Source organism: Pseudoalteromonas sp. B160 (assembly GCF_037162485.1).
GTDB classification, from domain to species: domain Bacteria; phylum Pseudomonadota; class Gammaproteobacteria; order Enterobacterales; family Alteromonadaceae; genus Pseudoalteromonas; species Pseudoalteromonas rhizosphaerae.
The window spans coordinates 2304566-2319065 of sequence record NZ_JARLUX010000001.1 but is presented as its reverse complement, the minus strand read 5'-3'; the positions used below and the strand labels follow the sequence as shown (position 1 = coordinate 2319065).

The window sequence follows — 14500 nt, the reverse complement described above, 5'->3', positions numbered from 1 at the left end:
GCTCCTTAAATGTCTAGAACCTGAGGCTGTTGTGCAGCATGGTTGTGCTCAGTACCTGCGTAAACTTTAAGTTTACGGTACATTGCGCGGCCTAAAGGACCACGTGGCAACATGCCCTTAACAGCCTTCTCGATGATCATTTCAGGCTTTGCAGCTTGAAGTTTATCAAAAGTAGTAGACTTAAGACCACCTGGGAAACCAGAGTGAGCATAGTACACTTTATCTTTGAACTTGTTACCAGTTACAGTAACTTTCTCCGCGTTGATAACGATGATGTAATCACCAGTATCTACGTGTGGAGTGTACTCAGCTTTGTGCTTACCGCGTAGGCGATGAGCGATTTCAGTAGCGATGCGACCTAAAGTTTTACCTTCAGCGTCAACTACGTACCAGTCACGTTTTACTGTTTCTGGTTTAGCAACAAACGTTTTCATTTATAAAAATCCAATGTTTTTCAATTAAAACCACAGGTAATTATTATTAATTACCGCTCTAAATGTTTGCTCCAACCCCTTCGAGTTTAAGACTTTTGCGCCATTCAAAAGAGGCTAATCTAATGAAGGCAATAGAACGCAACGTGGCAGACGCGGGAGTATACCAGCACTTTTATCACATTGCTACTCGACGGTTGTTTTTTCCACAAGAAAATTGTTCTATCAGCTATCAAAACTTTGTCCCTATCAACTTAAGAGTCAAGAAAATATTCTCTTTACCTGACGGCTGACGGCTGATGGCTTATAACTTACAGCTACATTAAACCAAATGCTCTCTTGCTAGGTACTCTAACGACTGCATTTCTTGCAATCGACTAATACAACGTCTGAACTCAAAGTTAAGGTTGCCTTGCGTGTAGAGTTCCGTAATAGGTTTTTCAGCAGAAATAATAAGTGTGACGTGGCGTTCGTAAAACTCATCGACTAACGCAATAAAGCGCCTGGCGGCATCATCGTTATTTTGGCCAAGCTGTTTTACGTTCGATAAAATAACAGTGTTATATAAACGGCTTATTTCCATATAATCGACTTGGCTACGTGCGGTTTCACACAACTGAGAGAAATCAAACATCACAATACAATCAGCGACCTTACGGGTTTTGATCATTCGCCCTTCGATTTCGATGGGGTGATCGAGTTTCCCGGCTCTGGAGATAACTTATCAAAATACTCAAACAGATTTTTATCGGCTTGTTCATCTAGTGGGCTATGAAATATCTCTGCTTGCTCTAAAGTACGCAATCGGTAATCAATGCCAGAATCCACATTCACAATCTCAGTGTTTGCATTAACAAGTGCGATTGCAGGTAAAAAGCGAGCACGCTGCAAACCATTTCGATATAACTCATCAGGTATAATGTTAGACGTTGCCACTAACACAATGCCGCGCGCAAATAAGGCTTCCATTAAACCACCAAGCAGCATGGCATCAGTAATGTCTTGCACAAAAAATTCGTCAAAGCAGATAATGTCGGTTTCAGCTTTAAAAATATCAGCCACAACTTCTAAGGGGTTAGCAGTTTTGTCTAATTTTTTTAGCTCTTCGTGAACACGGTGCATAAAACGATGAAAATGTACGCGCATCTTGCGTGTCCCTGGCAGCGCCTCATAGAAGGTATCTACCAAATAGGTTTTACCACGCCCTACTCCCCCAAAAATACAAACCTTTTATAGGCGCCGTGCTATTTTTATTAAATAGTTTAGAGAACCAGCCTCTAGCTGCGGGCTTTTGTGCTGTTAAGTCATCGAAGAGCCTTTGTAGATGACGTACTGCATTTTCTTGCGCAGCATCGTAAACAAAGTCTTCACGCTGTAAATCTTGTTGGTACTTTTGCCAAGGAGTCATAGATAGTTACAATAAAACACGGTTTAATTTACGCAATATGTTAACACGCATCGTAACTCGGGGTATATTAGCAGCAACAGGATTTATTCTTGAGTACGCAATCTAGGCGTTATTTTATTTTTATGTATTAATTCCCAAAGGGGTAGAATTATGGGTACAGTTACTTGGATCGGCATTATTGTTATTGTGGCAGTAGCTGCATTTTTCCTTGGCGCCTTCGTCACTAAAAAGCAATTTAAGCAAGATGAATTAGAGCAACAAGCAGAACAAGCTAAAAATGCATTAGAGCAATACCGTCAAGATGTTGCAGATCATTTAGCAAGCACTGGTAGACTCGTCAACAAAATGAAAGACAACTACGACCAATTGTTAAATCATGTTGATGAAACTAACAAGCTGCTACTAGCTGATAAAAAACAGCATCCTAACGAACCATTTTTTTCTAAAGAAACGACTGAGCAGCTACAGCGCTCACTAAAGGAACGCCAAAGTGACCGTTCATCGGCACATGCTCAACCTGCTGATTATGTATCAGGTGAATCAGGCTTATTCGCCGGCGAACCAAAAGTAGCCGAGCCGGACAAAGTTTAATTAAGGTTTCAGAAATTTCTAAAGCTTCTTGATGAACTTTTTTTGACCCCATAGTCTGTTTATAAAGCAGCTTATGTTTTACATGCATTTCAAAACATTCTAAAGAGCGAACCTACTTTAAAATGTTTTGAACTAAATTGATAAAAGGCTGCTTATGCAGCCTTTTTTGTTTGTGCTTTTTCCTGTGATGTGGAGTAAACCCTGACTATGAAAATGAAATTATCGTTAATCAGTGCAGCAATGTTATCTGCCAGTTTATTATTAACCCCTGCAGTATCAATGGCTAAGATGCCTATCGCAGTCAATGGTCAACAATTACCGACGTTAGCGCCGATGCTAGAACAAATAACACCAGGCGTTGTTAGTATCCAAGTCTCCGGTTCAAAGGAAGTCCGTCGTCGCGCTGATCCGCTTGATTTCTTTTTTGGCAATCCGCAACCGCGTAGCCAAAAGCGTGAATTTAGTGGTTTAGGCTCAGGCGTTATTATTGACGCCAAAGAAGGCTATGTCGTTACCAATAACCACGTAGTTCAAGATGCTGAAAAAATGTTGGTTACTCTTGAAGATGGTCGTGAATACGAAGCAACTAAAATCGGTAGCGATAAAGAATCAGACATCGCGTTATTAAAAATTGATGCCGAGGATTTAGTCGCCGTTAAACTGGCAAACTCAGATCAACTACGAGTGGGTGACTTTGCAGTAGCGATTGGTAACCCATTTGGTTTAAGCCATACTGTTACCTCAGGGATTGTTAGTGCACTGGGCCGTAGTGGTTTAAATATTGAAGGTTATGAAGATTTTATTCAAACCGATGCTGCAATTAATCAAGGTAACTCAGGTGGTGCGTTAGTTAACTTAAACGGTGAGCTAATTGGTATTAACACGGCCATTTTAGGTGCATCGGGTGGCAATGTTGGTATCGGCTTTGCGATTCCATCCAATATGATGAAAAATCTCGTTGACCAAATTATTGAACATGGTGAAGTACGCCGTGGCTCACTAGGTATTTCTGGGCGCCCACTGGATGCTGGCCTTGCTAAAGCACAACAGCTTGATGTAAAACAAGGCGCTTATGTTATGCAAGTAATGGATGATTCTGCCGCCAGTGAAGCCGGTATTAAAGCAGGTGACGTAATTATTAGTATTGATGGTAGTGAGATCAGCGGCTTCCATGAACTGCGCAGTAAAATCGCCACGCTAGGTGAAGGCAGAAAGGTAAAATTAGGCATTTATCGTGATGGTAAAGTGCAAACCGTTAAAGTTACCCTTGATGGCGCATCAGCACTAACCGCAGCCGGTGATGAACTACATCCAGCCTTCCAAGGTGCAACTCTTGAAAACACCCAAAAGAATGGTAATAAAGGGGTTGAGGTGACAACTGTTGATCCGCGCTCACCAGCGGCTAGAGTAGGCCTTGAAGAAGGCGACGTGGTAATGCAAGTAAACCGTCAGCGTGTTGAAACAATTAGTGACATGAATAAGATCATCGAAAATACTAAAGGTAACATCGTACTTGGAGTACAACGCGGTCGTGAGTCGGTATTTGTTTTAATCCAATAAAATAAATATTAGGTAAATAACATAAATAATAGCAGTGGTACTTGCCGCTGCTATTTTTTTTGTGCCATCATTAGAAGATCGCTCATTAAGAATAAGAAAATTGTGCTGAAATTTTTTAAGTTTGTCCTACCCCCGCTATTTGCCGGACTCGGTATCGCATTTTTGGTAGTATTTTTTAGCCCAAATATGCGTGCAACGCTGTTACCCAATGTACCCTTACCAAGTGCTATGAGTATTGACCATTTGAGCTTTGCCGATGCAGTACAGCGCGCAGCGCCATCTGTTGTGACAATCATTTCTGAGAGCATTTCAAAGGAACCTCGTTATAAACGGCAAAACACCGTGCAAGAGCTTGGCTCCGGTGTAATCATGTCAAGTGATGGCTATATTCTTACCAACTATCATGTGATCAATAATGCTGATCAAATTATGGTGCTGCTTACTGATGGCCGCCGTTATTTTGATGTTCAGCTCATCGGCTTTGATACCATCACCGACTTAGCACTGTTGAAAATTAACGTGGAGCATTTGCCCGTTATTCCAATTAGTGAGCGTTTTACGCCACGTGTGGGCGATGTGGTACTGGCGATTGGTAATCCGCTTAATTTAGGACAAACAATCACCCAAGGGATCATCAGTGCCACGGGTAAACAAAAAATTACCGATAGTCCTTACAATAGCCTACTACAGATGGATGCGGCAATTAATGTCGGCAATTCAGGTGGCGCGCTAGTAAACTCTAACGGTGACTTGGTTGGGATCACCTCAGCACAATTTAAAACCCGAGAGAACCTCGATATCCAAGGCATATTCTTCGCAGTACCTTACTCATTAGCAAAAGAGGTAATGGATAAACTGATCCGTCATGGCCGTGTTGTACGTGGTTATTTGGGCTTCACCGGTACTGCCGTTGATAGTACGGGTAAAGAAGTTAGCGATAAATTCACCCCTGTTGCGGGCTTGCGTATAACCAATCTAGATCCATTAGGTCCAGCATGGCAAGCTGGTATTAAAGAACAAGATATTGTGATTAAAATTGCTGGTGAAGATGTCACTAACCCGCAAAAAACCTTGACCACAATTGGTAATTCAGAGCCTGGGCATGAAATAGAGTTTGAACTTTATCGAAGCGGAGAAGTACTAAAAGTGATGGTGAAGGTTGCAGAATTAGAGACTAAACTATAAAACCTAGGGCCTAGAAGCTAGGACCTAGGTTCTAGGCTATTAACTACTTCGACGTTTGATGTTAGCACCTAACGCGCTGAGTTTATCTTCAATCCGTTGATAACCACGATCAACGTGGTAAATACGGTCAACAACCGTCTCACCTTGTGCCACAATACCAGTCAAAATTAGGCTCGCTGATGCACGTAAATCAGTTGCCATTACTTGTGCGCCACTCAAACTCTTAGTGTCACCACAAATTGCCGTATTCCCCTCTAAACGAATGTTAGCACCCATGCGTTGTAGTTCTGGTACATGCATAAAACGGTTTTCAAAAATCGTCTCGGTAATGGTCGCACTGCCATTAGCAACTACATTTAACGCAGTAAACTGTGCTTGCATATCGGTAGGAAAACCTGGGTGTGGCATGGTTTTAATATTAACGGCTTTGAGCTCACGGCCACGCATATCAAGGTAAATACTATCTTTATGTACTTCAATCAAAGCATTAGTCGCACGCAATTTTTCAATCACAGGCTCTAAACTATGAAAATCGGTAAGCTTACATAGCACTTCGCCACCCGCCATTGCTGCGGCCACTAAAAATGTGCCAGTTTCAATCCGATCTGGCAAGATGCGATGCTCACAACCATGCAGCTTTTCAACACCTTCAATTTCAATACGGCTAGTGCCTGCACCGCTAATTTTTGCCCCCATTGCTGTTAAGCAAGCAGCTAAATCTATAATCTCTGGTTCACGCGCCGCGTTTTCTAATACGGTTTTGCCGTCAGCTAAGGTTGCGGCCATTAATAAATTTTCGGTCGCGCCAACGCTGACCATTTCCATGTAGATTTCAGCACCTTTTAAACGCCCATCTACCTTGGCATTGATATAACCATTTTCAACGCTAATAACAGCGCCCATGCGCTCCAAACCTTGAATATGAATATCAACCGGGCGAGCACCAATTGCACAACCACCAGGAAGCGATACTTGTGCTTGACCAAAACGAGCAACCAATGGACCTAATGCTAATACTGACGCACGCATTTGTTTGACTAACTCGTAAGGGGCCAATGTTTTATCAACTTTGCCACCATCAATAACGAGCTGTTCGCCGTGCCAGTGTATTTCTGCGCCGAGGGTTTTTAATAATGCTTCAGTAGTGCCGATATCACGCAGGCGAGGAACATTATTAAAGGTACTTTTACCGTCAGCTAATAATGCTGCAAACAAAATAGGTAAAGCGGCATTTTTAGCGCCAGAGATAGTAACTTCACCGGCAAGTCCGGTTCCACCCTGAATTACAAATTGATCCATGAGGAAACCTTTTTTATTGAGGTAAAATGAATTTTTGTTCGCGCTTCCACTCAGTTGGCGTAAATGCACGGATCGAAACTGCGTGAATTGTGCCGTCAGAAATGGTGTTCATCAACGGACCATATACCAGCTGTTGTTTTTTCACTCGGCTTAAACCATCAAAACAATCGCCGACTGCGATAACTTCATAATGACTACCGTTGGCTTTCACATGTACTTCAGCTAATTGCAATGCGTCGCGCAATAAGGTTTCGACTTGGCTTGTTTCCATAACTCTCACTCAAATAGGTTGGTAACCTGTCCTAACTGCATCAACTTTTGCAGTTGTTCAGGAATATTTTGCAATTCAAGGTGAATACCTTGCTGCTTTAATTCTGCGAAAGAGTGAATTAACCAAGCTAAGCCCGCCGTGTCAACCCTAGACACCTCAGAAAGGTCAAAATACCAGTTTTTATGGTTACTTTGTGAGTTTTTATTCAGAAGTCGTTCAGCGGAAATTGAATTTCGAGTCAATTCACCACTGACTCGATAGTGCTGTTCGTCAAGCTGAGTAACCGTTACTTTACTCATTACCGCCGTCACCTCTAAATTGCACTGGCAACTTACTTTTCTGTTCAAGTAGGTCACTTACATGGTTAATACCTTGCTGGCGCAAAATGCCTTGAAATTCACTTTGCTTGGCATCTAATAAACTAATGCCTTCGGCAACCATGTCATAAGCACGCCATTCGCCATCGCGATCTTCACGTACTTTAAAATCAATTTTAATTTCCGGCTTGCCTGGCTCGACAATTTTGGTTTTCACTAATACTAGGTCTTGTCCTGTAAACTCTTTGCTTGCACCAAACTCTACTTTTTGGTTGGTGTATTGCGTAAACACACCAGCATAAGTAGCGATTAAGTATTCTTGAAACACATCAATAAAGTGTTTAATATCCTCAACTGCTTGTTTTTGCTCGGCAGGATCTTTAATCGCACGTACTTTTGATACATGACTTCCTAATACACGCAGTGCAGCATATTTATAATCAATGTAAGGCATCAACTCTTCTTTGACAATAACCCGTAGGTGCTCCTTATCTTTTTCGATTAAAGGCTGGTCACGAGTAATACGTTGAAAAGTATTATCAGATACTTGGCGGACCATTTTATATGGGTCTGTTAAATTGACCGCATCGCTTGCTACGCTAATGGCACTGAAAGTCAGCGCAACTACCATTAAAAATTTCTTAAACATAATTACTTACTCGCCGCCTTGATTGAATAAAAATTGCCCGATTAACTCTTCAAGCACCAATGCTGATTTCGTGTCAGTGATATAGTCGCCATCATTTAAGGCTTTGCTCTCAACACCAAATAACTCGTCTAACCCTAAGTTTTTATCATCACTCGTTACCGCAACACCTAAACACGCTTGTTCAGCTGATTTTGGGGCAATAACAGGGTTAATCCCCAAGTATTGCTCACCGAGAATGCCTGATGTCAGGATTGAAACTGAGCTGGTATCTGAAAAACGACATTGATATTGCGCATCAATCGTCATATCAACAACTGGCACAAATTCTTGTGGGTGAATTGAAATTCCCTCAACTCGACCAACCACTACACCACCTACTTTAATCGGCGCACGTGTTTTTAATGAACCAATGTTTTCAAATTTGGCTTTCAATAAGTAGGTTTCGCCGTTGCCGCTGATCCCTGCATTGGCAACTTTTAACGCCAACATAGCAAAAGCTGCTATGCCTAGCGCAACAAAAAAACCAACTAAAATTTCTAATTTCCGTGAATTCATTATCTATACCTTTATTAGCTAGTAAACATTACCGCTGTCAAAATAAAATCAAACCCTAAAACAGCCAAAGATGAGTGTACAACTGTCTCTGTTGTTGCTTTACTGATCCCTTCAGAGGTCGGTATACAATCGTAGCCTTTATAAAGCGCAATCCATGTAACCACGATGGCAAATACAAAACTCTTGATCATGCCATTTAAAATATCTTGCTGGAATGACACTTGTGACTGCATGATTGACCAAAAACTCCCCGTATCAACACCCAACCAATCAACCCCCACTAAATGAGCACCAATAATTGCAACTGCTGAAAATATCAACGCCAGTAATGGCATACTGATAAAGCCCGCCCAAAAGCGTGGCGCGATAATACGTTTAAGAGGGTCAATAGCCATCATTTCAAGACTTGATAACTGCTCAGTCGCTTTCATTAAACCTATTTCTGCGGTTAATGCACTACCAGCTCGCCCAGCAAACAATAATGCAGTAACAACAGGGCCTAACTCTCTAAGTAAACTCAATGCTACTAATGGGCCTAAGCTATCCTCTGCACCATAACCAACTAGTACGGTGTAGCCTTGCAACGCCAACACCATACCAATGAATAAGCCCGACACCATGATAATCAATAGTGACTGCGAGCCGACCATATATAATTGCCGTATTAAAAGCGGCGTGCCTTTTCTAAAATTAGGCAAACTCCACAACGCACCTATCAACATCTGAGTAGAGCGACCAAGTGCAGCAAACCGTCCTAACGTTTTATGACCTAGCATTTGCAAAAAATCAAACATCAGCGGCGCCCTCCCAGTAATTCTTCTTGATAAGGTTGAGCAGGAAAATGAAACGGCACTGGACCATCAGATAATCCTTTTAAGAACTGCTGAACTAGGGCCGATTCATGATTACGCATTTCATCCGGTGTACCGCTACCAATAACGCCTTGATCGGCAATAATGATAACATGATCGGCAATACTCATTACTTCTGTTACATCGTGAGTTACGATTAATGATGATAACCCAAGCACTTGATTAAGCGACTTAATCAACTTAACCAACACTCCCATGGAGATAGGGTCTTGGCCTGCAAATGGCTCATCATACATAATTAATTCAGGATCAAGCGCGATTGAACGCGCTAATGCAGCACGACGTGCCATACCACCTGACAGCTCAGAAGGCATTAGATCTTGTGCGCCACGCAAGCCAACAGCTTGTAATTTCATTAGCACCACAAGGCGAATTAAATCTTCACTTAGACGAGTGTGCTCACGCAGCGGAAAAGCGATATTGTCAAACACTGACATATCGGTAAATAATGCGCCGCTTTGAAACAACATACTCATTTTGGTTCGCGCCGCATAAAGCTCTTTGCGCGACATGGTAGGAATGTTATTGCCTTCGAATAAAATAGTGCCGCTATCTGGTTTTAATTGGCCACCAATTAAACGCAACATGGTGGTTTTACCAATTCCGCTTGGCCCCATAATTGCCGTAATTTTTCCTTTCGGGACACTAAAGCTCATATTTTTATATATACAGCGATTGCCCCTAGAAAAGCTTACATCCTTGATTTCTACTATTGGTTGCGACAAGTCGCTCTCCATTACTATTTTCACTAGTTCACCTATTTTAAGCGTTTTTACACCAAGATGGAAAAAACAAATCGTAAAATTTTGTAATATTCTATGTAATAGCGCTGCAAAGCTTACAGCCGTTGGCTTAACCGTCGCTTAAATAATTTTTCTCAGTCCAAATCAGTCCATAATCTAACAAGCTTCGCAGATTCTTTTATTTATACTTTCAGGTTGGCTTTTGTTACTATTTGCAGCCATCTCATTTTGAATAATTGGCGTAACGTAATGGTGACTTCTTTTGTCATTTTAATTCTCGGATTTGCAGCTCTCGTTTGGAGTGCAGATCGCTTTGTATATGGTGCTGCGGCACTGGCAAAAAATTTCGGTGTTCCTACTCTTATTGTTGGTTTAACAGTTGTTGCTATGGGCTCGTCAGCCCCTGAAATGATGGTCTCAGCATCAGCTGCGCTTGCAGGTAAAACTGACACTGCCGTGGGTAATGCCGTTGGCTCAAATATTACTAATATTCTACTTGTTTTAGGTATTACCGCGCTATTGCGCCCACTATCAGTATCATCAATGACATTAAAACGCGAAATGCCGCTTGTGCTGCTAGTGTCAATCGCCGCCTGGTATATATTTTCGGATAACTACTTTTCATTTGCTGAGGGCGTTGCATTAATCATAGGCTTTGTGGTCTTTATTGCGGGCTTAGTTATTATTTCTATTCGCGCTAAAAACCAAGCTGATGACCCATTTGTAAGTGAAGCCTGTGAAGACGTACCAGATAACGTGCCCACCAAATCGGCTTTATTTTGGTTAATTATTGGTATGATATTACTGCCTGTCAGCTCACATTTTTTAGTTGGCTCAGCAGTTGATATAGCCAAATACTTTGGCCTAAGTGATTTAGTAATAGGGTTAACCATTATTGCTATTGGCACCAGTCTGCCTGAGCTGGCAGCCTGTATTGCTGGGGTATTAAAAAACGAAGATGATTTAGCACTGGGTAATATTGTTGGCTCAAATATCTTTAACATTTTAGCTGTGTTGCCACTGGCTGGGATTATCAACCCTTCAATTATTGATCCTTCAGCTGCAAACCGTGATGCCTTAATAATGATTGGTGCCACCATAGCCCTTATTGCTATGTCCTTGAGTTTTAGGGGCACAAGACGCATTAATAGAGTTGAAGGTGGCCTGTTATTGGTCGCGTTTTTAATCTATCAAGGTTATATTTTCAGCCAAGTTGCTTAATGCTAGCCACAAAATGGATAACACAATGACGCAGTTAAATTTTATTGAACAAGGTAAGCGGGTGCTAGAAATAGAGCGCCAAGCACTGCTTGATATAACCCAATATCTAGACGAAAACTTTAATCAAGCTTGCCAATTGATGTATCAATGTCACGGAAGGATCATAGTAGTCGGTATGGGGAAATCTGGGCATATTGGTAATAAAATTGCTGCAACACTGGCAAGCACTGGCACGCCTGCGTTTTTTGTCCATCCGGGTGAAGCAAGTCATGGTGATTTAGGGATGATCACTCGTGATGACGTGGTTATGCTTATTTCTAACTCAGGCGAAACCAGCGAAGTACTGAATATTATTCCGGTTATTAAACGTATTGGCGCAAAAATGATCGCCATGACAGGTAACCCTGAATCATCAATGGCAAATTGGGCTGATGCTCATGTATGCATCAAAGTAAGTCAAGAGGCCTGCCCATTAGGACTCGCCCCGACTGCGGAGCACGACTGCAACGCTTGCGATGGGTGATGCAATAGCCGTTGCTCTGTTAGAAACCCGAGGCTTTACTGCCGATGACTTTGCGCTATCGCATCCTGGGGGAAGCTTAGGCAAACGTTTACTATTGTGTTTAAAAGATATTATGCACAGTGGCCCAGCAACGCCTATGATCAATGATAAGCAATGTATCAAAGATGCATTAATCGAAATGTCGGCCAAGGGCTTAGGTATGACGGCCATTGTTGATGACACAGGGCAACTTGCAGGGCTTTTTACTGACGGTGATTTACGCCGAATTTTAGAGCAACGAATAGATATTCATAGCACTTTGATCAGCACTGTCATGACCCGCTCTTGCACTACAGCAACCGCGGATATGCTTGCCGCCGAGGCACTCAATATTATGGAGAATAAGCGTATCAATGGCTTAATTGTAGTTGATGATAAACACCACCCTATTGGTGCTCTTAATATGCAAGATTTGCTCAAAGCAGGAGTTTTATAATGCAGTTTGCTGACTTATATCAGCCACTTTCAGATGATGCGAGCGAGCGAGCACAAAAAATCAAACTCCTGATCTGTGATATCGATGGGGTGTTTTCAGATGGCCGCATTTATCTTGGCAATCAAGGTGAAGAACTCAAAGCGTTTAATACTAAAGATGGTTTTGGTATCAAAGCACTGATCAATAGCGGTTTTGAAGTTGCCGTGATCACCGGTCGTCATTCACAGATAGTTCAGCAACGGATGACTAGCCTGACAGTACCGCATATTTACCAAGGTCAAGAAAACAAGTTGCAAGCTTATCAACAGCTCAAAGATAAATTGCAGTTAAGCGATGAACAAATCGCTTACATAGGCGATGACGGACCTGACTTGCCGGTAATGGAATTAGTTGGTTTTGCGGTGGCAGTAAATGATGCTCACCCTTTGATCAAGCGAGTTTCACATTATACAACCATGCTCCCTGGTGGTTTTGGAGCGGTGCGTGAACTCACTGATTTATTAATGCTCGAAAATGGTAAATCATTAACTAGCGAAGGCACAAGCTCATGAATAGTGCGCGTTTAATATTATGCGTATTATTTGTCGGCTGTATGGTATGGCTGTGGTATCCGTATTTTTATCAAAGCACTGCCATAAAACAAAACCAAGAAGATATAATAGCAAAACCTGATTATACTGCGGTGGCATTAAAACAAACCGCGTTTGATGAACAAGGTAAAATTAGCCACAAAGTAACAGCTGCAAAAATGGAACTTTACCAACAGTTAGGGTTTACTTACTTTGAACAACCTATTTTTACACTCTATAATCAACAGCAAACGTGGCAAATTAATGCCGATGAAGCCACCCTATATGAAAATCATCAATTAATTTTAGAAGGTAATGTGGTTGCTAAAAACCTGACCAATAATGCCATGATTGAACATATAAACGCAGATAATATTCAGGTTGATATTGAACTACAAACCATGAGTTCAGAACAACCAGTTGAATTAATCGGACCAAATTTAAAGATCACTGGGCGCGGCCTCCATGCCGACTTAAAAGCCGAAGTGGTAGAACTAATTAACCATACGCGAACCATATATTATGACCAATAAATTTGCTCACTTGCTTGTGATACCAAGCTTATTCATTGCCTTTGCAAGCTTTGCTGAAAATACGGCACCACCTGCGGATCAAGTCTCTATCAGTGCTGAAAAGCAGCTTGCCCAACTGAAAGATAATATCGGTATTTTTGAAAAAAATGTTGAAATCATTCATGGTAACCGCCGTATCAAAGCGGATCGACTTGAAGTCCATAAGCGCGAAGATTTAGGCAATAACAAACAATTGCTTGTTGCAACTGGTAACCCTGCTTACTTTGAAGAAAAACAAACTGATGGCACAATAATGAGCGCCAGTGCTGATGAAGTCCGTTACGATGTCGCCAAGCGCTATTTAACGTTAATTGGTAATGCACAAGTCACTCAAGCAGGTCAAAAAATTAATGCCAAAAGCATTACCTATGATATGGACCAACAGCTGATCAGTGCTGAAAAAGGCGCAAGCTCAAACGATCGCGTACACACTATTTTGGTACCTGTTGACAGTAAAAAAGACAAACCTAAAGGGCAGCCATGAGTATATTAAAAGCTGAATTTTTAGCAAAAAGCTATAAAGGTCGCCAAGTTGTAAAAAGCGTGGGTTTAGAAGTTAGCGCAGGCAGCATTGTTGGCTTACTGGGTCCTAATGGCGCAGGTAAAACCACCACTTTTTATATGATTGTGGGTTTAGTACCTAGCGACAAGGGTAAAATAAGTATTGATGATAATGACATCACTTTACTGCCAATGCACAGTCGCGCACGGTTAGGGATTGGCTACTTACCACAAGAATCATCCATCTTTCGTAAGTTAACTGTTTATCAAAACCTGATGGCTATTTTAGAAACTCGTAAAGAGCTGAATAAACAAGCCAGAGAAGAAGCACTAGACAGCTTACTTGATGAGTTTAGCATTCAACATATTCGCGACAGCCAAGGTATGGCATTATCTGGTGGTGAACGTCGTCGAGTTGAAATTGCACGCGCTTTAGCCGCAAATCCAAAATTTATCTTACTTGATGAGCCTTTTGCTGGCGTTGATCCTATTTCAGTGTTAGATATAAAGAAGATTATTGAACACCTTAAAAACCGTGGTATTGGCGTACTTATTACCGACCACAATGTACGAGAAACCCTTGATGTTTGTGAAAAAGCCTACATAGTTTCTCATGGGGAGTTAATTGCATCAGGTACCCCTGAGCATGTACTTGCCGACCAAACAGTCCGCGATGTTTACCTGGGCGAGCAATTTAGGCTATAAAGCCACGCTCGGCTAAGTATCTGCTAGACTTAACGATGATAACAATAAAAGGA

16 protein-coding genes and 2 pseudogenes are annotated in these 14500 nt (G+C 41.7%); 9 read left to right on the top strand and 9 right to left on the bottom strand.

Going from position 1 to position 14500, the window contains the following annotated elements; all coding sequences use genetic code 11:
* Positions 1-5: 5 nt before the first annotated feature.
* A complete protein-coding gene (gene rplM / locus P4S61_RS10745) occupies positions 6-434 on the bottom strand; it encodes a 50S ribosomal protein L13 (protein WP_002957960.1) in 429 nt (142 codons plus the stop codon).
* Positions 435-753: 319 nt separating this feature from the next.
* Positions 754-1839 (bottom strand): annotated as a pseudogene (gene zapE / locus P4S61_RS10740) (cell division protein ZapE).
* 150 nt (positions 1840-1989) lie between these two features.
* On the opposite strand from zapE, the gene P4S61_RS10735 reads away from it, so the two are divergent.
* From P4S61_RS10735 to P4S61_RS10725, 3 genes are all read left to right on the top strand, one after another.
* Positions 1990-2430 (top strand): YhcB family protein, encoded by a 441-nt coding sequence (locus P4S61_RS10735; protein WP_145236792.1) that lies wholly within the window; start codon positions 1990-1992, stop codon positions 2428-2430.
* A 207-nt stretch (positions 2431-2637) separates the two neighbouring features.
* On the top strand, positions 2638-3990 hold the full coding sequence (locus P4S61_RS10730) for a Do family serine endopeptidase (protein ID WP_182732389.1): 1353 nt from the start codon (positions 2638-2640) through the stop codon (positions 3988-3990).
* A 102-nt stretch (positions 3991-4092) separates the two neighbouring features.
* Positions 4093-5175: a trypsin-like peptidase domain-containing protein gene (locus tag P4S61_RS10725; protein ID WP_145236786.1), complete on the top strand. Its 1083-nt coding sequence runs from the start codon at positions 4093-4095 to the stop codon at positions 5173-5175.
* A 39-nt stretch (positions 5176-5214) separates the two neighbouring features.
* Here the strand turns inward: P4S61_RS10725 and murA are convergent, their stop codons facing one another.
* The 7 genes from murA to mlaF are packed head-to-tail and all read right to left on the bottom strand — an operon-like array spanning position 5215 to position 9875.
* Positions 5215-6474 (bottom strand): UDP-N-acetylglucosamine 1-carboxyvinyltransferase, encoded by a 1260-nt coding sequence (gene murA, locus P4S61_RS10720; protein WP_145236783.1) that lies wholly within the window; start codon positions 6472-6474, stop codon positions 5215-5217.
* A 13-nt stretch (positions 6475-6487) separates the two neighbouring features.
* Complete coding sequence (locus P4S61_RS10715) at positions 6488-6745, bottom strand: BolA family protein (protein ID WP_145236780.1); 258 nt, start codon at positions 6743-6745, stop codon at positions 6488-6490.
* Positions 6746-6750: 5 nt separating this feature from the next.
* On the bottom strand, positions 6751-7044 hold the full coding sequence (locus P4S61_RS10710; RefSeq protein ID WP_145236776.1) for an STAS domain-containing protein: 294 nt from the start codon (positions 7042-7044) through the stop codon (positions 6751-6753).
* Positions 7037-7711 (bottom strand): MlaC/ttg2D family ABC transporter substrate-binding protein, encoded by a 675-nt coding sequence (locus P4S61_RS10705; protein ID WP_145236773.1) that lies wholly within the window; start codon positions 7709-7711, stop codon positions 7037-7039. Before P4S61_RS10705 ends, P4S61_RS10710 begins: the two co-directional genes overlap by 8 nt.
* Before the next feature lie 6 nt (positions 7712-7717).
* Positions 7718-8266: an outer membrane lipid asymmetry maintenance protein MlaD gene (mlaD, locus tag P4S61_RS10700; RefSeq protein ID WP_182732388.1), complete on the bottom strand. Its 549-nt coding sequence runs from the start codon at positions 8264-8266 to the stop codon at positions 7718-7720.
* 14 nt (positions 8267-8280) lie between these two features.
* Entirely contained in the window at positions 8281-9060 is a 780-nt protein-coding gene (mlaE, locus tag P4S61_RS10695) for a lipid asymmetry maintenance ABC transporter permease subunit MlaE (protein WP_145236765.1), read from the bottom strand.
* Positions 9060-9875, bottom strand: a complete 816-nt coding sequence (gene mlaF / locus P4S61_RS10690; RefSeq protein ID WP_182732390.1) for a phospholipid ABC transporter ATP-binding protein MlaF — start codon at positions 9873-9875, stop codon at positions 9060-9062. The genes mlaE and mlaF overlap by 1 nt, the downstream gene beginning before the upstream one ends.
* Positions 9876-10130: 255 nt before the next feature.
* On the opposite strand from mlaF, the gene P4S61_RS10685 reads away from it, so the two are divergent.
* The 6 genes and pseudogenes from P4S61_RS10685 to lptB all read left to right on the top strand — a co-directional run bounded on the left by P4S61_RS10685 (position 10131) and on the right by lptB (position 14447).
* Entirely contained in the window at positions 10131-11102 is a 972-nt protein-coding gene (locus P4S61_RS10685; RefSeq protein ID WP_182732387.1) for a calcium/sodium antiporter, read from the top strand.
* A 25-nt stretch (positions 11103-11127) separates the two neighbouring features.
* Positions 11128-12100 (top strand): annotated as a pseudogene (locus P4S61_RS10680) (KpsF/GutQ family sugar-phosphate isomerase).
* Positions 12100-12651, top strand: coding sequence for a 3-deoxy-manno-octulosonate-8-phosphatase KdsC (gene kdsC, locus P4S61_RS10675; protein WP_145236755.1), 552 nt, complete (start codon positions 12100-12102; stop codon positions 12649-12651). Before P4S61_RS10680 ends, kdsC begins: the two are co-directional and overlap by 1 nt.
* The gene (lptC, locus tag P4S61_RS10670) at positions 12648-13202 is read left to right on the top strand and encodes an LPS export ABC transporter periplasmic protein LptC (RefSeq protein WP_145236752.1); all 555 of its coding nucleotides are present in this window, start codon (positions 12648-12650) and stop codon (positions 13200-13202) included. Before kdsC ends, lptC begins: the two co-directional genes overlap by 4 nt.
* Positions 13192-13725 (top strand): lipopolysaccharide transport periplasmic protein LptA, encoded by a 534-nt coding sequence (lptA, locus tag P4S61_RS10665; RefSeq protein ID WP_145236749.1) that lies wholly within the window; start codon positions 13192-13194, stop codon positions 13723-13725. The genes lptC and lptA overlap by 11 nt, the downstream gene beginning before the upstream one ends.
* Positions 13722-14447 carry an LPS export ABC transporter ATP-binding protein gene (gene lptB, locus P4S61_RS10660; protein WP_145236746.1) on the top strand — a complete coding sequence of 242 codons (726 nt, stop codon included), beginning with the start codon at positions 13722-13724 and terminating at the stop codon, positions 14445-14447. Before lptA ends, lptB begins: the two co-directional genes overlap by 4 nt.
* The last annotated feature ends 53 nt before the right edge of the window (positions 14448-14500 follow it).